This window comes from Cupriavidus sp. GW821-FHT02F09, assembly GCF_059421605.1.
Genome location: NZ_JBWKVH010000006.1, coordinates 206,359 through 226,748, shown reverse-complemented (window position 1 = coordinate 226,748; position 20,390 = coordinate 206,359). Strand labels below are relative to the sequence as shown.

Here is a 20,390-nt window from a genome sequence, read left to right as displayed (position 1 = left end):
CAATTCGTGCTATCCTCGGGCAAAATACAGGGCGGCAGCGATGCCGCCCTTTTTGTTTTGGCCGGGTGCGGCTGCGCACCGCAGCTGTGTGCCCGCCATCCGTCTGAGTACCCGATGTCCCAATCCCAACGCTCGCGGCTGCGCCGCCTGCTGCTCAAATCGTTGCCATTTGGCGCGATGCCCCTGATTCCCGTGCCTGGCCTGGCTGCCTTGGGTGGCGAGGCCACGACAGGCGCGTCCGGTCGTCCGATCGCCATGGTGTTGCCGTTTCCTCCCGGAGGCAGCGTCGATATCGTCGCACGCCAGCTGCAGCCCGGCCTGAAGAGCGGGCTCGGCCAGACGGTGGTGATCGACAACAAGCCCGGCGCCGGTGGCCTGATTGCTTCGAGTACCGTGGCCCGGGCCAAGCCTGACGGCAGCACGCTGTTGATGGCGTTCGACACCCATGCCATCAACCCGTTTGCGTACAAGAACCTGCCCTACGATACCTTCCGCGACTTCACGCCGATCTCGCAACTGGTGCGTTTTCCGCTGGTGATCGCGGCCAACCCGTCGTTGCCCGCGTCCAACGTGAAGGAGTTGGTCGCCATGGCGCGGCAGAAGCCGGAGAGCATCCACTACGCGTCTTCCGGCATCGGCAGCCTTAACCAGCTCGCCGCCGAGGCGCTGGCGACCGAGGCCGGCGTGCGCTTTCTCCACGTGCCGTACAAAGGTGGCGGCCCGGCGGTGCAGGCTGTTCTGTCCAATGAAGTCGATGTATTTTTTTCCAGTTATGCGGCGGTGCAGGCGCATGTGGCTGCCAAGACGATCAAGCTGCTTGGCGTGACCGGTACCACCCGCCTGCGCCAGTTCCCGCAGTTGCCAACCGTGGCCGAGCAAGGCTATCGCGGTTTCGAGGCCTATTCATGGATCGGCGTGTTTGGCCCGGCCGGGTTGCCGGAGCCGACCGTGGCGCGCCTGCACGATGCCCTGGTTCAGTCGTTGCGGCAGCAACGCGTGGTGGATGCGCTGGCCATGCAGGGCTTCGAGATCGTGGGCGGCAGCCCCACCGAGCTGGCCAGCCTGGTGCGCCACGAGCACGACAAATGGCAGGCGGTGGCGCGCAAGGCCAATATCCAGTTCGATTGAAGCGAGAATTGAAGCGAGAGGGTGCGATGACGATGGAACCGCTAGACCACGCCGTGATGGTGTGTCCCGACCTTGACGCTGCGGCGCAAGCCTGGCGCGGGTTTGGCTTCACGCTGACGCCGCGCGGTTACCACACGCTCGGCTCGCAGAACCATTGCGTCATGCTGACGCGCGACTATCTTGAGCTGCTGCATGTCACCGCGCCAAGCCCGACGCGGCAGTATTACTGGGATGCGCAGGAGGCCGGGGGCGGCTGCGCCGGGCTGTCCTGCAAGAGCAGCGATACCTTCACCGCCGCGGCACAGTTGCGCGGTGGCGGCTGGCACACTTCGGACCCGATCGAGTTCTCGCGGCCGGTGCGGCTGGACGATGGCACGGAGCATCCCGCGACCTTCCGCGTTGCCGCAATCGACGATGCGCCGGGCGCGCGCTTTTTCATCTGCGAACACCGCACGCCGCAGCTGCTGTGGCGTCCGGAATGGACCACGCATGCCAACGGTGCCGTGGGCATCGCTACGATGTTCCTGGTGGTGGCGCCGTCCCTGGTGGAGGCTGCCGGGCGTGCGTACGCCGAACTGACCGGCGGCGAGATGACGCAACTGAGCGATCACATCTGCAGCCTGGCGCTGGATGGCGCCACGCTGGTGGTGACCACGCCGCAGGCGCTTGCCGCCGCGACCGGCACCGAGCATGTGCGCCGCGCCGTGCCGGGGTACGCCGCCATCCGCCTGCGTACCAGCGACCTGGCCGCGGCCCGCCGCGGCTGGCGCGAGGCGCGCGTCGGGGCGCTCGACCTGGGGCCCGATGAGAGCCTGATTCCTGCTTCTCTGGCCGGCGGCGTGGCGCTGCTGTTCGAGCAGGCGCGCTAACGTAGTAGCGTCGAGCGCGCCGTCTTTCCCGCTTAGCCGCCGCTCTTGGCGTGATTCACGCCGGTTGAGCCGAAGCCGCCCGCGCCCCGTACCGTGTCTTCGGAGAACACTTCCACGGTCTTGAACACGGGCCGCAGCACCGGCACGAACATCATCTGCGCGATGCGCTCGCCCGGCTGGATCACGATCGGCTCGGTGCCGGGCGCATTGCGGTTCCACACGCTCACCATGATCGGGCCCTGGTAGTCGGCGTCGATCACGCCGATCGAGTTGCCCAGCACCAGGCCTTTCTTGTGGCCCAGGCCCGAGCGCGGCGCGATGGTGGCCGCCATGTAGGGGTTGCCCATATGCACGGAGATGCCGGCAGGCACCAGTTGCGCCGGCGTGCCCGGCTCGATGGTGAGCGCGGCGTCCAGGCAGGCGTGCAGGTCGATCGCCGCCGCCATATCGCTCTGGTAAGCCGGCAGGCCCCATTCATGCAGGCGTGCGTCAAGCACCTTGATTTCGACGGTGGGGTTGGCTTCGAATGTCATGGCTGGTCGGTCCCGGGAATACTAAAACGTTGGCAACCCGAGATGATAGCCGAGCTTGGTCGCCCCCTAGCCGCCCCTGGCCTCCCTTAGTGGCCCTTAGTCGCCCTTAGTCGCCCTTAGTCGCCCGAAAGGTCGAACGCCTGCGCCAGCAGTTCGTAGGTGCGCAGCCGCGCCGCGTAGCTGGCGGCCACGCTCAGCACCACCAGTTCGTCGGCAAGGAAGCGCTCGCGCAGGGCCAGCATGCGCTGCGCCACCTGCTCAGGCGTGCCGCAGATGGTGCGGGGGCGCTCGCGCTCGACGATCAGCCGGTCGCGCTCGCTGAGCTCGTGCTGCGCGGCCTGCGCGAGCGAGGGTATCGGCGCGTTGACGCCATAGGCCATCTGCAGCCGGCGCAGGTCCACGGCACGCTCCAGCTCCGCCGCCTCGGCCTCGGTGTCGGCACAGATCACGAAGATCGCCGCCGCGCTATAAGGCTGCGCGTCATAGCCCGCTTCGAAATCGCGGCGGTACTGCTGCGCGACAGCGTGTCCCGCATGCGGATTGATAAAGTGGGCAAAGGCAAAGCGCAGCCCCAGGCGCGCCGCCAGGGCGCCGCCGAAGTCGCTGGATCCCAGCACCCACAGCTGCGGCCGCGTATCGATCTCGGGCTGCAGCACCACGCCCTCGGCGATATGGCCGGGCGGCATCTCGCCACGGAACAGCCAGGACAGGTCCCGCACCTGCTCCTCGAACTGGTCGCCCCGGTTGTACTGGCCCATGGCCACCGCCTGCGCGGTCCGCATGTCGCCGCCCGGCGCGCGCCCCACGCCAAGATCGATGCGGCCCGGGAACAGGGCCTCCAGCATGCGGAACTGCTCCGCCACCTTGAAGGGGCTGTAGTAAGGCAGCATGACGCCGCCCGAGCCCAGCCGGATGCGCTTGGTTACGCTGCCCAGGCGCGCCAGCATGACTTCCGGCGCCGGATTGCACACGCCGCGCAGCCCGTGGTGCTCGGCGCACCAGTAGCGGGTGTAGCCCAGCGCGTCGGCGGCCTGCGCCAGCTCCACGGTGGCGGCCAGCGCATCGCGCGCGTTATGGCCGGCGATGACCGGGCTTTGGTCGAGCACCGAGAGGCGCAGTTTGGGTTTGCTTGCGGACATGTCGAGGGTCGGGCCGGGTGATGTTCGGGGGCTGGGCGCGCGGATTCAACGGCGCGCGGGCAGGCGCTGGGCGATGGCCGCGACCAGGTCGCGCGCCAGCGTCAGCTTGTCGGCGCGCGGCAGGCGGGTCATGCCTTGGGCATCGAACAGCACGATCTCGTTGTCGTCCATGCCGAAAGTGTGGTGGCCGATATTGCCCACCAGCAGCGGCACGTTCTTGCGCTGGCGTTTTTGCTCGCCATATTGCTCGAGGTTTTCGCTCTCGGCGGCAAAGCCCACGCAATAGGGCGCGTTCGGCTTTGCGGCCACGGCAGCGAGGATGTCGGGGTTCTGCACGAAGTGCAGCGTCGGCGTGTCGCTATCGTTGGCCTTCTTCAGCTTCTGGCTGGCGACTTCGGCGGGCCGCCAGTCGGCCACGGCCGCAACCGCGATAAACACATCGGCGCCTGGCAAGCCCGCCATCACCGCATCGTGCATCTGCTGCGCGCTTTCCACGTCGGTGCGGGCCACGCCGCGCGGCGTGGGCTGGCCCGTCGGGCCGGCCACCAGCACTACGTCGGCGCCGGCCTCGCGGGCCGCGCGCGCGATGGCAAAGCCCATCTTGCCAGAGGAACGGTTGGTAATGCCGCGCACCGGGTCGATGGCTTCAAACGTAGGCCCGGCCGTGATGACCACGCGCCGCCCGGCCAGCGGCTTGGGCTGGAAGAACGCGATGATGTCGGCAAGCAATTCCGATGGTTCCAGCATGCGGCCGTCACCGACTTCGCCGCACGCCTGGTCGCCGCTGCCGGGGCCCAGTAGGGTTACGCCGTCCTTGCGCAACTGCGCGGCGTTGCGCTGGGTGGCGGGGGCCTGCCACATCTGCAGGTTCATCGCCGGTGCCACCAGCAACGGACAGTTGCGGGCGATGCACAGGGTGGTCAGCAGGTCGTCGCACAGGCCGTGCGTCAGCTTGGCGAGGAAGTCGGTGGAGGCGGGCGCGACCAAGATGGCGTCGGCTTCGCGCGAGAGATCGATATGGGCCATGTTGTTGCCCACGCGCGCGTCCCATTGGGAGGTGAAGACCGTGCGCCCGGAGAGTGCCTGCATGGTCACCGGCGTGATGAACTGGGTGGCGCCTTCGGTCATGACCACCTGCACGGTGGCGCCGGCCTTGGTCAGCAGCCGGACCAGTTCGGCCGATTTATAGCAGGCGATGCCGCCGGTCAGGCCAAGGACGAGATGCTTGCCTCGCAGATCCATGGATATGCTCTTCGCTTGAAGTGGTTGTCCGGTTGTCGCGGCAGGCGGCAGCGCTTGCCGCCCCCCGTGCCGGAGAAACGTCAATAATACCGGCTTGCCCGCGCGCGCGTTGGCGGTGCTGCCGGTGCGCCTTGCGCGCCGCCATCCTGCCAGTCAGGCAGCACCATGAAAAACGCCCGCATGATGCGGGCGCGGTTGGCGTGCCGTTGTGGCCTCAGTGCCGGCGAACGCGGCGCAGTTCGTCCACGATCAGCAGCACAGCGCCCACCGTGATGGCGCAGTCCGCCACGTTGAAGGCCGGCCAGTGGTAGTTGCGCACATAGAAGTCGAGGAAGTCGACCACATGGCCGTACACCACGCGGTCCACCACATTGCCGATGGCGCCGCCAAGGATCAGCGAGATCGCGAAGCAGAACAGGCGTTGGCCGGTATGGCGGTACAGCATCCAGACGATGAACAGCCCCACCACCACGCCAAGGCCGGTGAAGAACCAGCGCTGCCAGCCGCCGGCATCCGCCAGGAAGCTGAAGGCGGCGCCCTTGTTATAGACCAGCACCAAGTTGAAGAAGCGCGTCACCGGACGGGATTCGCCATAGGCGAAGGTCCGCACGATGACGATCTTGAAGAACTGGTCCAGCACGATCACCAGCAGGGCGAACGCCATCCACAGTAGCGGGGTGGTGTTGCTGCCCTTGGTGCCCTTGCTGCTGGCGCGCTTGGTGCCGCGCGCGGTGCGCGTGGTGGTGGCGGCCATCAGGCGTGGCTCCTGTGTTCACCGGCGCCGAACAGGTTGCTGTCACAGCGGCCGCAAAGGGTGGGGTGGGCCGGGTCGCGGCCGACGTCGGCACGGTAGTGCCAGCAGCGCTCGCACTTGGCGTGCACCGACGGCGTCACGGTGACCAGCAGGTCGCCGGCTTCCGGCGCCGGGGCTACCTTGGCGGCGGAGGTCAGCAGCACGAAGCGCAGGTCGTCGGACAGGCTCTGCAGCGCGGCCAGCACGGGGCCACCGGCCTGGATGGTGACTTCGGCTTGCAGCGAGGAACCGATCTCGCCGTCCACGCGCACCGCTTCGAGCTGCTTGGTGACTTCGGCGCGGGCTTCGCGGATCACATGCCACTTCTGCAGCAGGTCGTCGGCCTGGTCGATCGCCGGCACGTCGTAGTAGGTGCTGGTGAAGATGGTGTCGGTGTGCTCGGTGCCATGGCCGAAGATCTGCCAGGCCTCCTCCGCCGTGAACGACAGGAACGGTGCCATCCAGTGCAGCATCGCCTGGGTGATGTGGTACACGGCGTTCTGCGCGGCGCGGCGTTCCTTCGAGTTGGCCGCGGTGGTGTAGAGGCGGTCCTTCAGCACGTCCAGGTAGAAGCCGCCCAGGTCTTCCGAGCAGAAGGTCTGCAGCTTGGCGACCACCGGGTGGAACTCGTAGCCGTCGTAGTGCGACAGGATTTCCTGTTGCAGGCGCCCGGTCAGGGCGACGGCGTAGCGGTCGATTTCCAGCCATTCCGACGCCGGCAGCGCGTGCTGCGCGTGGTCGTAGTCGGCCAGGTTGGCCAGCAGGAAGCGCAGTGTGTTGCGGATGCGGCGATAGCCTTCCACCACGCGCTTCAGGATTTCGTCGGAGATCGACAGCTCGCCGGAGTAGTCGGTCGAGGCCACCCACAGGCGGATGATCTCGGCGCCCATCTTGTTCGACACGTCCTGCGGCGACACCGTGTTGCCGACCGACTTCGACATCTTGCGGCCTTCGCCGTCCACCGTGAAGCCGTGGGTCAGCAGCGCCTTGTAGGGCGGCTTGCCATACAGCATCGAGGCGGTCAGCAGCGACGAATGGAACCAGCCGCGATGCTGGTCCGAGCCTTCCAGGTACAGGTCAGCCAGGCGGCCGTCGGGCAGGTCGGCCGATGCGTCGTACAGGTCTTCGCGGTGGGAGCCGCGGATCACGGTCCAGTGCGTGGTGCCGGAGTCGAACCAGACGTCGAGCGTGTCGCGGTTCTTCTCGTACATGGCGGCTTCTTCGCCCAGTAGTTCCTTGGGGTCGAGCGTCTGCCAGGCCTCGATGCCGTGCACTTCCACGCGCTTGGCGATTGCCTCGAGCAGCTCCGGCGTGCGCGGGTGCAGTGCGCCGGTTTCCTTGTGCAGGAAGAAGGCCATCGGCACGCCCCACTGGCGCTGGCGCGACAGGGTCCAGTCGGGCCGGTTGGCGATCATGTTGTGCAGGCGCTGCTTGCCCCACGCCGGGTAGAACTCGGTTGCCTCGATGCCGGCCAGCGCCGTTTCGCGCAGGGTCGGGCCGTTGGTGCCGTCCTCATTGACCGGATCCACGTCCATGCCCGCGAACCACTGCGAGGTGGCGCGGTAGATGATCGGGGTCTTGTGGCGCCAGCAGTGCATGTAGCTATGGGTGTACTTGTGCGAATTGAACAGGTTGCCCGAGGCCTTCAGCACTTCGACGATCTTGGGGTTGGCGTCCCAGATCTTCTGGCCGCCGAACAGCGGCAGCGTACTGGCATAGACGCCGTCGCCCATGACCGGGCTGATGATGTCCTTGTCGTTCATGCCGTGCGCCTTGCACGACTGGAAATCTTCCACGCCGTAGGCCGGCGCCGAGTGCACGATGCCGGTGCCGGTATCGGTGGTGACGTAGTCGCCCAGGTAGATCGGCGACAGGCGGTCGTAGCCCGCGTCCATCTTGGACAGCGGGTGGTGGAAGCGGATCTCCGACAGCGCTGCGCCGGTGGTGGTGGCCAGCACCTTGCCTTCCAGCTCGTAGACCTTGAGCTGCTCTTCGACGCGCTCGGTGGCCAGGATCAGGAAGCCGCGCGCGGTATCGACCAGCGCGTACTCGACTTCCGGATGCATGTTCAGCGCCTGGTTGGACGGGATGGTCCACGGCGTGGTGGTCCAGATCACGACCCAGCCCGGCTTGGCGGCGAGCTGCTCGGCCGGCAGCTTGAAGACATGGGCCAGCTTGTCGGTTTCGGCGAAGGGGAAGCCCACGTCGATGGACAGATCGGTCTTGTCCTTGTACTCGACCTCGGCCTCGGCCAGCGCCGAGCCGCAGTCGAAGCACCAGTTCACTGGCTTCAGGCCGCGGAACACGTAGCCCTTTTCCATGATTTTGCTCAGCGCGCGCAGCTCGTCGGCTTCGTTGCTGTAGTTCATGGTCAGGTAGGGATGTTCCCAGTCACCCAGCACGCCCAGGCGCTCGAAGTCCAGCTTCTGGCGGGCGATCTGCTCGGTGGCATAGGTTCGGGCGCGCGATTGCACTTCCTGCACCGGCAGGCCCTTGCCGAACTGCTTTTCGATCTGGATCTCGATCGGCATGCCGTGGCAGTCCCAGCCCGGCACATAGACGGCGTCCAGCCCGGTCAGGCCGCGCGCCTTGACGATCATGTCCTTGAGGACCTTGTTGACCGCATGGCCGATGTGGATGTCACCGTTGGCGTACGGGGGGCCGTCGTGCAGGATGAACTTCTTGGCGCCCTTGCGAGCGGCCCGGATCTTCTTATAGAGCTGCTTGTCCTGCCATTGCTTGACCCACAGCGGCTCGCGCTTGGGCAGGTCGCCGCGCATCGGGAAGGGCGTCTCGAGCAGGTTGACCGGGTACTTGCTTTTTTCGGGCTTGGCGCGTTTGTCGTTGGACATGTCGATTCTCGGGGCAATTCGGTTGGCGCGCGGCACTAGCTCGGCTGGGTGCGGGCGCGCGGTACGGCGTGGACCGGCTGCGGAGGGTGCCGCGGGCTGGCTTCGGGTTGGGGTAGCGACCCGGGTCCCGCCGCGCGGGAACGGGGCGCTAGCTAATTCGGTCGGTGGCGGAGGTGGCGAAGTCACGGCTGCCCGCGGCCGGGGGCGTGCCCTCGGGCGAGCCAGGCACGGTCAGGCCGAAGAAGGCGCGCGCGTCCGCGCTGTCCTTGGCAATGGCGGCGGTCAGCGCCTCCAGGCCATCGAAACGGGCTTCGTCGCGCAGCTTCTTCATGAACTCGACCCGCACCAGCTTGCCGTAGACGTTCTGACTGAAGTCGAACAGGTGCACTTCCAGCAGCACCCGGCCGGCATCTTCGATGGTCGGGCGCACGCCGATGCTGGCCACGCCCGGTATGGCGTGCTCCGCCAGCCCGTGTACCTGCACCACGAAGATGCCGCTGACTGCCGGCCGCTTGTGGGAAATACGCAGGTTGATGGTGGGGAAGCCCAGGTCGCGCCCGAGCTTGCGGCCGTGCACCACATGCCCGCTGATGGCATAGCCATGGCCAAGCAGGCGGCGCGCGTGTTCGAGATCACCATCGCCCAGCGCCTGCCGCACGGCGGAGCTGGAGATGCGCACGCCGCCTTCGGAGACCGAGCCCATCTGCTCCACGTCGAAGCCGAATTGTGCGCCGGCCTGTTGCAGATAGGCGAAATCGCCGGCGCGCCTGGCACCAAAGCGGAAGTCGTCGCCGACCAGCAGCCAGCGCGTGTGCAGGCCATGCCAGAGCACGTTTTCGACGAATGCTTGCGGGGACTGCGCGGCGAAGTGTGCATTGAAGTGCTCGACGACGACACGGTCGACACCATTGCGGCGCAGGCTTTCCAGCTTGTCGCGCAGCAGCGCAATGCGCGTTGGCGCCTTTTCCGGCGTGAAGAATTCGCGCGGATGCGGCTCGAATGTCATCACGCATAGCGGTAGCCCGCGTGCATCCGCCGCAGCGCGCGCGCGGGCGAGCAGCGACTGGTGGCCGCGGTGCACACCGTCAAAATTGCCGATGGTGAGGGCGCAAGGCGCCCGGCTTTCGGCGTTGGGCAGGCCACGGAAGACTTTCACGAGGACGGCAACAAGCGTTTGGGTAAAGCGAGCATTATAAGGCGAATGGTGGACAAGTTTGGCCTGGCGGCGGTGGCCGGCATGCCCGGACTGGCGTTTTTGTGCACGGATCGACCCATCGCCGTGGCGTTGCGCCCCAAAAGGCGGCATGATACGGCGGATCGCACTCGCTGCCCCCCAGCCCTCCTTTGAACGCGCTGCTAAACCGAATCCTGCCGCCGCCAGGGCCTCCGCTCGATACCGAAACGCGGGCCAAGCTGCTGGCGACCATCCATCGCGTCTCCCCCACCGCCATCGTCGCCTCGGTGGTGCTTCCGGCTTTGACCGCGATCGCCTTCTGGTCGGCCGCCGACCATAGTGCCCTGGTGGGCTGGTGCGGCGTCATGCTGGTGTTGACCGCGGCCACCAGCTGGTTCTACTTCGGCTACCTGCGCGATTGCGCCACCATGAGCCGTTCGGCGCACACGCGCAAATGGTGGGCCAATATGCGCGCGATGGCCTTCCTGACCGGCCTGACCTGGGGCAGCTCCGCGCTGCTGCATCTCTATACCGGCTCCACCGTCTTTTCCAGCGTGCTGTACCTGCTGGCGCTTGGCGTGCTGGCGGGCGGCGTTACCGCGCAGTCGCCGGTGCCCTCCAACCTGGTCTACGCCGGTATCCCGATCCTGGTACCCAATATCCTGCTGGCCGAGTACGCTTTCCCGGGCCATGGCACTTATGTGCAATTGCTGCTGGTGGTCTACGCCATCATGCTCACGCGCCATGCGCTGAACCTGCAGCGCACGCTGGTGCGGGCCATCCAGCTGGAAAGCGACAGCCGCAGGCTGGCCAAGCAATTCCAGGAGGAGAAGGAGAGGGCGCTGCATGCCAGCGAGGAAAAGTCGCGCTTCCTGGCCGCCGCAAGCCATGACCTGCGCCAGCCGGTGCACGCGCTGGTGATGCTGGTGGAGGCGCTGCGCGCCCGCAACAAATCATCCTCGCTCCATCCGCTGGTGGAGCAGGTGGCCGCCGGCACCCAGACCATCGACCTGCTGTTCCGCTCGCTGCTGGACCTGTCCAAGCTCGAGGGCCGCAAGGTGCTGCCCACGCTGGAGCCGTGCGAGCTCAGCCACCTGATCAGCGAGGTCATGAGCCAATTCGCCGCCGACGCGCGAGAAAGCGGCCTGACCCTGACCCCGCGCGTGCCCGAAGAGCTGTACGCCATGGCTGAGCCGGTGCTGCTGCGCCGCGCGCTGTTCAACCTTGTGCAGAACGCCCTGCGCTATACCCGGCGCGGCGGCGTGCTGGTGACCGCGCGCGAGCGCCGCAAGCATATCCGCGTGGAGGTGTGGGACACCGGAGCCGGGATTACGCCCGAGCATCTTCCGGACATCTTCTCGCCGTATTACCAGGTGCACAACCCGCAGCGCGACCCGTCCCAGGGCCTGGGGCTCGGGCTGGCGATCTTCAAGGAATGCGTGCGGCTGATGCGCGGTACCTACGGCGTGCGCTCCGTGCCCGGCCGGGGATCGGTGTTCTGGTTCTCGCTGGCGCCGGTGGCGGCCGAGACCGTGGCGACCATCCGTACCGTGCGGGCCAACGCGCAGGCCGAGGATGCCAAGCCCGACCACCTGCGCGGCACCGTGCTGGTGGTCGACGACGACACCCAGATCCGCAAGGCATGGATTGCGCTAATGGAGGCGTGGGGCATCCAGGTTGCCTGCGCCGCGCACGGTGCGGATGCCGACCGCCTGTTCCTCCAGGGACTCAAGCCGGACATCATCTTCTGCGACCTGCGCCTGCCTGGCAGCGAAAACGGACTGGACCTGCTGGAGCGCTGGCAGAACACGCAGCCGCAGGCGCGCAGCGCGCTCTTGTCGGGCGACCTGAAATCCGCCGCGCTGGCAGCTGCCGAGGAGGCAGGCTACTTCGTGCTGCCCAAGCCGGTCGACCCGGCTGCACTGAGACTGTTGCTGCGGCGCTGGCTGCGGCCCGCCTGAGCGGCGAAGGCATAAAAAATGGGCCGGCGCATGACGCGCTGGCCCATTTTTTTGCCGCCTGCCCAATCAGAGTGAGCAGCTGGCGTCGCCAGCGCGCGTTACTGGCGCAGGCGGAATCGCTCCATGCGCGACATGACCTGCATGCGGGTGCGCACGCCGAGCCGCTGCAGGATGGCCGAGACGTGTTCCTTGACGGTGTTTTCCGTCAGGCCGAGCCGCCGCGCGATGACCTTGTTGGGCAGGCCCTCCAGCACCAGCGCCAGCACCGAGCCCTGGCGCGGGGTCAGGCCAAGTTCCGCCGGCGTGACCGGAATGCCGTGCGCCGGCCCGAAGGATTGAGCACGGCCATTGAGCGCTTCGTCCGACGGGAAGGAGGTGTCGCCTGCCAGCACCTTGCGCACGGCGGCGGTGAATGCGTTGGCGTCCAGGTGCTTGCCGACGAAGCCACAGGCGGCGAGCGCGCGCGCGCGGCCCACGATTTCAGGCGTGGCCTCGGCCGACATAAAAATAAAGCGAGCGGAAGGTACCAGTGTCTTGAGCGCCTGCATGGCGTCGAAGCCGGTACCATCGGTCAGCCAGATATCCAGCAGCACGATGTCAGGCCTGAGTCCTTGCTGCAAGGTATTCAACGCTTCTTTGGCGCTTCCGGCAGCATGGACGGCAACGTCGGGCATCACTTCCGCCAAAAACGCGGTAGTGCCAGACAAGGCCATAGGATGATCATCGACCACCAACAAGGTCGGTGCAGCGTTCGACATGCGATTTCCCGTCTAATTTCCCAGTTCGTCCTTGTTGTCACTTGAAGCCGTGTTAACGGACTGCGCGTGGACGATAGCAGCCACTCTAGCAGAGCGGGCGAGGCGTCACAATCCATCGGACGCGAGTTCACGTTGCGTATAGGCCATGCGAAATGGCGCTGCGGCGAGGGTTTCGCGTGTTTTAAGTGCCTAATGCGCTCGCTTTGGTCGTGTACTGGCCCCGGCTTGGTAGAATTGCGCGATGAAAAATATCGTTATCCTGATTTCCGGGCGAGGCTCCAACATGGAAGCCATCGTCAGCGCCTGCGCCGCCGAAGGCTGGCCGGCGCGCGTAGCGGCGGTCTTGTCCAACCGGCCAGACGCCGAAGGTCTGAAATTTGCCGCCGACCACGGCGTGGCTACCGGCGTGGTGGACCACACGCTATATGATGATCGCGCCACTTTTGACGCCGCGCTCGCCGCTGCCATCGACGCTTTCGCGCCGGACCTGGTGGTCCTGGCCGGTTTCATGCGCATCCTGACGCCGGGCTTCGTCGACAAGTACGCCGGGCGCATGCTGAATATCCATCCGTCGCTGCTGCCGTGCTTTCCGGGGCTGCATACGCACCGGCAAGCCATTGAGGCCGGCGTCAAGGTCCACGGCGCCAGCGTGCATTTCGTCACGCCCGAGCTCGATCACGGCCCGGTTATCGTCCAGGCTGCGCTTGACGTGCTGCCGGACGACACGCCCGAGAGCCTGGCCACGCGCCTGTTGCCGTGCGAACACGTTATCTACCCGCGCGCTGTGCGCTGGTTTGTCGAAGACCGGCTGCAAGTGCATGCCGGCGTAGTCCGGGTCGAACCACCCGAATCCCAGCTGTTTACGGCCTTTGCTGCCGCTACGGAGGTGCAGTCATGAGCCGCAATACCGCAGGGGCCCGCCAGCCCGTCCGCAACAAGAACAAAGACCACAAGGGCACGCCCATCCGCCTGTCGCGCTCGCGCGATGCGAACGACGGCCAGGCCCCGCAGCAAGGCCGCGGGCCGCATGGCGGGCTGCATGCCGTCCATATCCAGCATATCGACCGCCTGCTGGGCAAGGTGCTGATGTTCACGCGCCCGTCCGACGTGGTGGTGAGCTACTACTTCCGCGAAAACCCCAAGCTGGGCCATCGCGAGCGCGGCATCATCGCCGAAGCCGTGTTTGCCGTGCTGCGCCGCCGCGTGGAGTTTGCGCAGTTCGCCGCCAGCGGCACGGGTGCTTCGCAGCGCCGCCTGGCTCTGCTGGGCCTGGCCGCCACGCTGGGCCGCGACGTACTGACGCCGTTCTTGCTGCCGGAAGAGGGCGAATGGCTCGATCGCCTGACCACGATCGAGCGCTCCAGCCTGGCGCCGCGCGTGCGCGCCAACCTGCCCGAATGGCTGTTCGACCAACTGGCCGCGCGCCACGACGAAGCCTTTGTCGAAGCGCTGGGCGATGCCTGGCTGCGCCCGGCGCCGCTGGACCTGCGCGCCAACCTGGTCAAGACCACGCAGGAGGCCGCGCTGGCCGAACTGACCGCCGCGGGGCTGAAGGCCGAGTTGACGCCGATGGCGCCGTCCGGCATCCGCCTGGCCGGCAAGCCGGCGCTCAACCAGCTGCCGCTGTTCGTCAACGGCCTGGTCGAAGTGCAGGATGAAGGCAGCCAGCTGCTGTGCAACCTGGTCGCGCCCAAGCGCGGCGAGATGGTGGTCGATTTCTGCGCGGGCGCGGGCGGCAAGACGCTCGCCCTGGGTGCGCTGATGCGCTCCACCGGCCGCCTCTACGCATTCGACGTGTCCGAGAAGCGCCTGTCCAACCTCAAGCCGCGCCTGGCGCGCAGCGGGTTGTCCAACGTGCACCCCGTGCTGATCGACTCCGAGCACGACGCCAAGATCAAGCGCCTGGCTGGCAAGATCGACCGCGTGCTGGTGGATGCGCCTTGCAGCGGCCTGGGCACGCTGCGGCGCAATCCGGACCTGAAGTGGCGCCAGTCGCCGCAATCGGTGCTGGAGCTGACCGTCAAGCAGGCGGCCATTCTCGAATCCGCCGCACGCTTGGTGAAGGTGGGCGGACGCGTGGTCTACGCAACCTGCAGCGTGCTGGAGGCCGAGAACGAAGGCATCGTGCGCGGTTTCCTGGCCTCGCACCCGGCCTTCCGCCTGGTGCCCGCCGCACAAGTGCTGGCCGAGCAAAAGATCACGGTGCCCGGCTTGCCGGAAGATGCCGAGATGCTGGCGCTTTACCCGCACCTGCACCAGACCGACGGCTTCTTCGCCGCCGTGCTGGAGCGCGTCAGCTAACGCCGGATCCGTCAGGCGGCTGCGCCGGGGAAGCATCCCCGTGGTGCCGGCCGACTGGCGGCTTTTTCGCGCCGGGGCCGTTCGGCCCCAGCCGCCTTTCCCGTTATCTCTTTCTCCCTTTCTTTTTCCATCCACGAGCCCCTGCCGTCACGCAATGCGCCTGCGCCGCTCTGCCTGCACGCACGCCGCCAGTGTGTCCGGTGTGTGTCGATACGCAGGTCTTGATGGACTAAGCCTTCTGGGCGGCTCCTCATCCTTTGTGGCGCGCGTCGGCGCGGGGAAACCGGCCATGCATGCTGCAAGCGCGAGGCTGGCCGGCGCATACCCGCTCCCGGCTACGTGAAGGCCGCCATCGTAGAGCGCAGTCCGCCTCCATTCGCATCCCCCATTCGCACGAATGGAAAAAGATCTTAAGTTCAATACATTTAAGGCAGTGCAACTTGTCTTGTTGGGCAATGCAGCCTAAGTTGGCAAGACAACGTGCGCCAGGCAAGTACAACGGCGCGCGACCGTGCAGGGTGGGTCGGCGCCGGCACAACTTTCGGGCGGGGTTTCAGAACGCGCCGGTCCCGCAACGGGGGCGGCGCGCTCGGTTGGGAGGCGGGATGTTGCATTCATTCTTCTTCGATACGGCTGCACGGCAGCCCGGCGACCACGCCTTGTGGGTCGACGGACGCTTTTACACTTACGAGCAACTGCGCGCACGCGCGTGCTGCGTGAGTGGTGCGCTGGCGGCGTATGCAGGGGGCGGGAGCCGCAACTGCGTCCTGTTTGCGCACCGCAGCGTCTCAGCGTACGCCGGCCTGCTCGGCGTGCTTGCGGCGGGCATGGCCTATGTGCCGTTGCACCCCAGATTCCCGTCGGCACGCAACGCCGCCATCGTCGGGCGCTCGGGCGCGCGGGTGATGCTGGTCGATCGTGCATGCGCACCGCAGCTTGAGGCGTTGATGCCGTTGTTGCCCCCGGATTTGCACATCGTCATGCTGGATCCGGAGTCGTTGCCGGCAACCGGATGTCCGGGCGGCAGCGCGCGCTTCGCCCCGCTGCCGCCCGCGCCTTTCGTGCATGACCCGCCTGGCCAGCTTGCCGTCGTCTCGGGAGACGACCTTGCCTACCTGATCTTCACCTCCGGCACCAGCGGGCCGCCCAAGGGCGTGATGATCCCGCATGCCAGCGCCGTGGCTTATGTCAGCGCCCAGATGCAGCGCTTTCCATGCGAGCCCGGTGCGCGCTTCAGCCAGTTCGCCGATCTCACCTTCGATTTCTCGGTGCACGACATGCACGTCTGCTGGGCAAACGGGGGCTGCCTTTATGTGCCCGCGCTCCAAGACCCGCTTTACCTGGCCGGTTTTATCCAGGAGCACAGGATTACCCATTGGGCCAGCGTGCCCTCCGTGCTGGCGCTGATGCAGCAGTTTCGCAAGCTCACGCCCTGCGCGTTTCCCAGCGTACGAATGACCTTGATGGGGGGCGAGGCCTTGCCCAAGACGCTGGCGCGGGCGTGGTCGCGGGCGGCGCCGAACACCCGCATCGTCAACGGGTATGGACCCACCGAGGCGACGGTGATCATGCTCACCTTCGAGCTGAGCGATGCGTTTCTTGCCGATGCGTCGCACCCTGCGGTGCCGCTCGGAAAGCCATATCCTGGCGTCGAGCTGATGGTCGTCGACGATGCGCTTGCGCCGGTGCCGCCCGGCGCGCAGGGTGAACTGCTGATCGGCGGCGCGCAGCTTGCCAAGGGCTATCTCGGTGCCAACCCGCTCGACGCGCAGCGCTTCTTTACCCGCGCCTATCCCGAGCGGGCGTGCAGCCGTTGGTACCGCACCGGCGATGCTGTGGCCGAATCCCCCGACGGCTTGCTCTATCACGGCCGCATCGACATGCAGGTGAAGATTCGCGGCAACCGCGTGGAATTGCAGGAGATCGAGCAGGTGGTGCAGGCTGCCAGCGGCAGCGCGCAGTGCGCCGTGCTGGCGTGGCCACTGGATAGCGCCGGCAAGCCGATGGGGCTGGTCGCCTTTGTGCAGGCATCGGGCGACGCCTCGCTGGGCGAACTCGGTGCGCGCATGGCGCGGATCCGGCAGGCGTGCAGGCAGAGCCTGCCGGTCTACGCGCAGCCGGATCGCATTGTCTGCCTCGAGGGCCTTCCCGTGAACGTGAACGGCAAGATCGATCGCGGCCAGTTGCAGGCGCGCTGCGAGTACCTGGCCGTTGGTGCTGGGGGCGCACGGCAGGCGAGCCGCAAGGCGTTTGCGCCATGACGCCGCTGCATTTCGACGGATGTTTTGGCTGGTACCACCCGGCCCAGGGTCAGCGCGCGGTGCTGCTGTGCAATGCGATCGGGCATGAAGCCCTGTGGACGCATGCCGGCCTGGCGCGGCTGGCGGAGCGGCTCGCGGCCCAGGGCGTGTCCGTGCTCAGGTTCGACTATCCCGGCACCGGTGACTCCGCCGACCTCGAACATGCCGACGTGCCGGGTGCGTCCTGTGTCGACGCCTGGCTTGCCGGGATCGATGCCGCTGGCAAGTTGCTCAGGCGCTTGTCCGGTGCCCGGGAACTCGTGCTGCTGGGCGTGCGCGGGGGCGCCTCGCTGGCGGCACTGGCCGCCGGGCGCGGCGTGGCCGGGCGGCGCGTCGATGCGCTGGTGCTGCTTGCGCCCGTGGCGAGCGGCAGGATGCTGGTGCGGGAGATGAAGATGATCGCGCAGACCTGGCGCTCGCTTGCTTGCCGCGCTGTGGAGCCGGAGCCGGGGCCGGCGCCTGGTGCTGGCCAGCAATCGGGCATGGACATCCTGGGCATCCATTTCACCGATGCCGCGATCGATGGCCTTGGCGGCATCGACCTGCTCAATGCGCCTTGCGCCCCCGCCCCGCAAATCCTGATCGCGGGCGGTGAGCCTCAGATGGCCCCGCTGGCGCGCCACTACGGCACGCTGGGCGCGCAGGTGCGGGTGGTGCCTTTCCCTGACCTGATCGACTGGCTGCAGGATCCGTTGCATGGCACGCCACCGGATGCGACCTTCGCGGAGGTGGCCGGCTGGATTGCCGATCTGGGGTCAGCGGCGCCAGTTGGCGAGCCAGCCCCGGGCGGCCGCGCGATGGCGGCAGGGACTGCTTCGTGCCTGCGCGCCGGCGAGTGGGTGGAAATGCCGGTGCGCTTTGGCCAGGGCCTGTTCGGCATGTTGTGCGAGCCGCTCGGGCCGCGCATCGAGCGGCCGGCTGTGCTGATCAACAACTCCGGCGGCACGCATCACGTCGGTGCTGGCCGTTGCGGGGTCATGCTGGCGCGCCGGCTGGCGGCACGCGGTGTTGCCTCGTTTCGCATCGATGTGCGGGGCATCGGGGATGCTTCCGTTGGCGCGCAGGCCATCGCCGGGGTGCCGGCCGATCCGGAGGGGTACCGCGATGCCGTCGCCGCTTGCGACTGGCTGCTTGCCCACGGTCATCGCGAGGTGGTGGCCTTCGGCGTGAGCTACGGCGCCAATGTGAGTCTGCACGCCGCTGGCGCGCACCCGGGCCTGGTGGGCGCCGTGCTGGTCAACCTGCAGCGCTTGTTGCGCCGGGAGACCTTCACCCGGCCCCGGTGGCTGATCCATGGCCGCAGCGCACCCACGGCAGAAGAGGGCGTGCCTGGCATCAACGCGGCATCGGTCCTGCCCAAGCCTGCCGTGCACGAGCAGCGGGAGATCGAGGGCTTGCTCCAGTCGCTCGACGCACGCGGCACGGCCCTGCGCCTGCTGTTCGGCCCGGACGATCCCGGGCCTTTCGAACTGGCGCGGTTCTTCGGGCCGACGCTGGCCGGCCTCGCCGGCTTCTCGCAGTTACAGATCGAGACCATCGATGGCCTGGACCACGGCATGCTGAACCCGCCTGGGCGGGCGCGGGTGATCGACTATTGCGTCGACCTGCTATGCGGCCCCTTGCATCCCGGGGCGGACCTGCGGCTGACCGTGCTCGGCCTCGGCGTATAGGCCCGCTTGCCCGGCAAGCCCGGCGCCAATCCTGCGCCGTGCGGAGCAGGGCGGCTAGAATGGCTGACTTTTTGGCCGCGGGGCATGCAGAAACGTCATGCAGTGTCCCGCTTACCTTGCCAGGGGCCGCCGATCCTGACCGGATGGACCCTGCCAGCCACGGCAGAGCATGAACCCCATTTCCCTGAACGAACTCCATGTTGCGCATCCGGCCTTTGGCAAGATGCTCGATGATCTGATCCGCGACGCGGGTGGCCCTGGCTTCATCTGGCAGTTGGCGGTGCTTGCCGCTTGCCTGGCGGTGGCCTGGCCATTGGCCAGGTTGATCGTCAAGCGCCTCGAAGCCCGCTACGCCGGATCCAGCTTCTCCCTGCGTTTCGCCGCCGCCAGCCTGGAACGCGCCATGTTCCCGTTGTTCGGCTGGCTGCTGGTGATGGGTGCGCGCTTCGGGCTGGAGCCGATGATGTCCATCAGCGTGCTACGGCTCGCATTGGTACCCCTTTCGGGCATTACCTTCCTGTATTTCGCCTTCTACATCCTGCGCCGGGTTATGTCGGGCAATGGCCAGTTGCAGGGCATGCTGCTACTGGTCGAAAAAGTGCTGACGACCCTGGTTTGGGCGGCGATGGCGCTTTATGTGCTGGGTTTGCTGTGGGATGTGGTGCAATGGATGGACGACGTCCGCTTTTCGCTGGGCGGCAAGCAGAAGATCAGCCTGGCGGACACGCTGGTGGCCATCGTCTGGATCCTGGTCACCGTGCTGGTGGCGATGTGGTTCGGCTCATGGCTGGAAGAGCGCCTGATGCGCTCGACCGGGCTGGACAGCAACCTGAAGGTGGTTCTGAGCCGGATTTCCAAGGCGCTGCTGCTGCTCGTGTCCCTGTTGCTGAGCCTGTCGCTGGTCGGCATCGATCTTACCGTGCTGTCGGTGTTCGGAGGCGCGCTGGGCGTTGGCCTGGGGCTGGGCTTGCAAAAGATTGCCAGCAACTACATCTCCGGATTCATCATCCTGCTGGACCGCTCGGTCAAGCTGGGCGACCAGATCACCGTCGACAAGTACACGGGGATCGTTTCGCAGATCCGGACGCGGTACACCGTGGTGCGCAACGGCGATGGCGAAACCCTGGTGCCGAACGAGCAACTGGTGGCGCAGGCGGTGCAGAACCATTCGTTCTCCAATACCCATGTGCGCGTGGCGACACGTGTACAGGCCGATTACGCGGCAGATCCCGAAACGGTGCTCGCCTTGCTGGTTGAGGCCGCCCAAGATATCCCGCGTCTGATGGCGCAGCCGGGCCCGTCGGCATTTCTGGTGTTGTTCGGCGACAATGGCATCGAATACGAGCTTGCGGGCTATATCGCCGATCCCCAGAATGGTAAGCTGGGCGTGCAATCGGCGATGAACCGGGCGATATGGCGGAAGTTCAAAGAGCATGGCATCTCGATCCCGTATCCGCAGCGAGAGGTGCGGGTGCTGGGGAAAGTGGAATTCGACGGCCATGGTGGCCTCTTGAAAGAGGTGCAAGAGGCGCGTATCGATTTGCCGGGCGTCCCCGGTGGTTCGGTGTCCTGAGCGTTCACGGGGCGTTTAGGCCACCTTATGGAACAATCCGTGTTGCTTAGCGTCAAACTGAGGGAAAAAGCGGATGTCCGTGCGATGCGGTTCCGGT

Annotated in this window: 15 protein-coding genes; 8 read left to right on the top strand and 7 right to left on the bottom strand. The window is 66.7% G+C overall.

Annotation, left to right across the window (positions count from 1 at the left end):
- The first annotated feature begins 114 nt into the window (after positions 1–114).
- Positions 115–1,128 carry a Bug family tripartite tricarboxylate transporter substrate binding protein gene (locus tag AC07XB_RS09930; RefSeq protein WP_492373098.1) on the top strand — a complete coding sequence of 338 codons (1,014 nt, stop codon included), beginning with the start codon at positions 115–117 and terminating at the stop codon, positions 1,126–1,128.
- Between the two features lie 26 nt (positions 1,129–1,154).
- Positions 1,155–1,997 carry a VOC family protein gene (locus AC07XB_RS09925; protein WP_492373097.1) on the top strand — a complete coding sequence of 281 codons (843 nt, stop codon included), beginning with the start codon at positions 1,155–1,157 and terminating at the stop codon, positions 1,995–1,997.
- Positions 1,998–2,029: 32 nt separating this feature from the next.
- Here AC07XB_RS09925 and dut read toward each other — a convergent pair whose 3' ends face one another.
- The 6 genes from dut to AC07XB_RS09895 form a co-directional block, all read right to left on the bottom strand.
- Positions 2,030–2,530: a dUTP diphosphatase gene (dut, locus tag AC07XB_RS09920; protein WP_492829029.1), complete on the bottom strand. Its 501-nt coding sequence runs from the start codon at positions 2,528–2,530 to the stop codon at positions 2,030–2,032.
- Positions 2,531–2,646: 116 nt separating this feature from the next.
- A complete protein-coding gene (locus AC07XB_RS09915; protein WP_492807939.1) occupies positions 2,647–3,669 on the bottom strand; it encodes an LLM class flavin-dependent oxidoreductase in 1,023 nt (340 codons plus the stop codon).
- 45 nt (positions 3,670–3,714) lie between these two features.
- Positions 3,715–4,911: a bifunctional phosphopantothenoylcysteine decarboxylase/phosphopantothenate--cysteine ligase CoaBC gene (gene coaBC / locus AC07XB_RS09910; protein ID WP_492807937.1), complete on the bottom strand. Its 1,197-nt coding sequence runs from the start codon at positions 4,909–4,911 to the stop codon at positions 3,715–3,717.
- 214 nt (positions 4,912–5,125) lie between these two features.
- Positions 5,126–5,665 carry a signal peptidase II gene (lspA, locus tag AC07XB_RS09905; RefSeq protein ID WP_492829027.1) on the bottom strand — a complete coding sequence of 180 codons (540 nt, stop codon included), beginning with the start codon at positions 5,663–5,665 and terminating at the stop codon, positions 5,126–5,128.
- Entirely contained in the window at positions 5,665–8,556 is a 2,892-nt protein-coding gene (gene ileS, locus AC07XB_RS09900; protein WP_492829025.1) for an isoleucine--tRNA ligase, read from the bottom strand. Before ileS ends, lspA begins: the two co-directional genes overlap by 1 nt.
- A 148-nt stretch (positions 8,557–8,704) precedes the next feature.
- Positions 8,705–9,712, bottom strand: a complete 1,008-nt coding sequence (locus AC07XB_RS09895) for a bifunctional riboflavin kinase/FAD synthetase (protein ID WP_492373091.1) — start codon at positions 9,710–9,712, stop codon at positions 8,705–8,707.
- 188 nt (positions 9,713–9,900) lie between these two features.
- On the opposite strand from AC07XB_RS09895, the gene AC07XB_RS09890 reads away from it, so the two are divergent.
- Positions 9,901–11,691 (top strand): hybrid sensor histidine kinase/response regulator, encoded by a 1,791-nt coding sequence (locus AC07XB_RS09890; protein WP_309405990.1) that lies wholly within the window; start codon positions 9,901–9,903, stop codon positions 11,689–11,691.
- 98 nt (positions 11,692–11,789) lie between these two features.
- Here the strand turns inward: AC07XB_RS09890 and AC07XB_RS09885 are convergent, their stop codons facing one another.
- Positions 11,790–12,449: a response regulator gene (locus AC07XB_RS09885; RefSeq protein WP_043349302.1), complete on the bottom strand. Its 660-nt coding sequence runs from the start codon at positions 12,447–12,449 to the stop codon at positions 11,790–11,792.
- 241 nt (positions 12,450–12,690) lie between these two features.
- Between AC07XB_RS09885 and purN the strand changes: the two genes are divergently transcribed.
- The 5 genes from purN (at position 12,691) to AC07XB_RS09860 (ending at position 20,293) form a co-directional block, all read left to right on the top strand.
- Positions 12,691–13,347 carry a phosphoribosylglycinamide formyltransferase gene (gene purN, locus AC07XB_RS09880; RefSeq protein WP_492373090.1) on the top strand — a complete coding sequence of 219 codons (657 nt, stop codon included), beginning with the start codon at positions 12,691–12,693 and terminating at the stop codon, positions 13,345–13,347.
- The gene (locus tag AC07XB_RS09875) at positions 13,344–14,750 is read left to right on the top strand and encodes an RsmB/NOP family class I SAM-dependent RNA methyltransferase (RefSeq protein WP_043349297.1); all 1,407 of its coding nucleotides are present in this window, start codon (positions 13,344–13,346) and stop codon (positions 14,748–14,750) included. Before purN ends, AC07XB_RS09875 begins: the two co-directional genes overlap by 4 nt.
- 605 nt (positions 14,751–15,355) lie before the next feature.
- Positions 15,356–17,011 (top strand): amino acid adenylation domain-containing protein, encoded by a 1,656-nt coding sequence (locus AC07XB_RS09870; protein ID WP_492829023.1) that lies wholly within the window; start codon positions 15,356–15,358, stop codon positions 17,009–17,011.
- A complete protein-coding gene (locus tag AC07XB_RS09865; protein WP_492807931.1) occupies positions 17,008–18,720 on the top strand; it encodes a serine aminopeptidase domain-containing protein in 1,713 nt (570 codons plus the stop codon). Before AC07XB_RS09870 ends, AC07XB_RS09865 begins: the two co-directional genes overlap by 4 nt.
- A 169-nt stretch (positions 18,721–18,889) precedes the next feature.
- Complete coding sequence (locus tag AC07XB_RS09860) at positions 18,890–20,293, top strand: mechanosensitive ion channel family protein (protein ID WP_492829021.1); 1,404 nt, start codon at positions 18,890–18,892, stop codon at positions 20,291–20,293.
- Positions 20,294–20,390 lie beyond the last annotated feature (97 nt).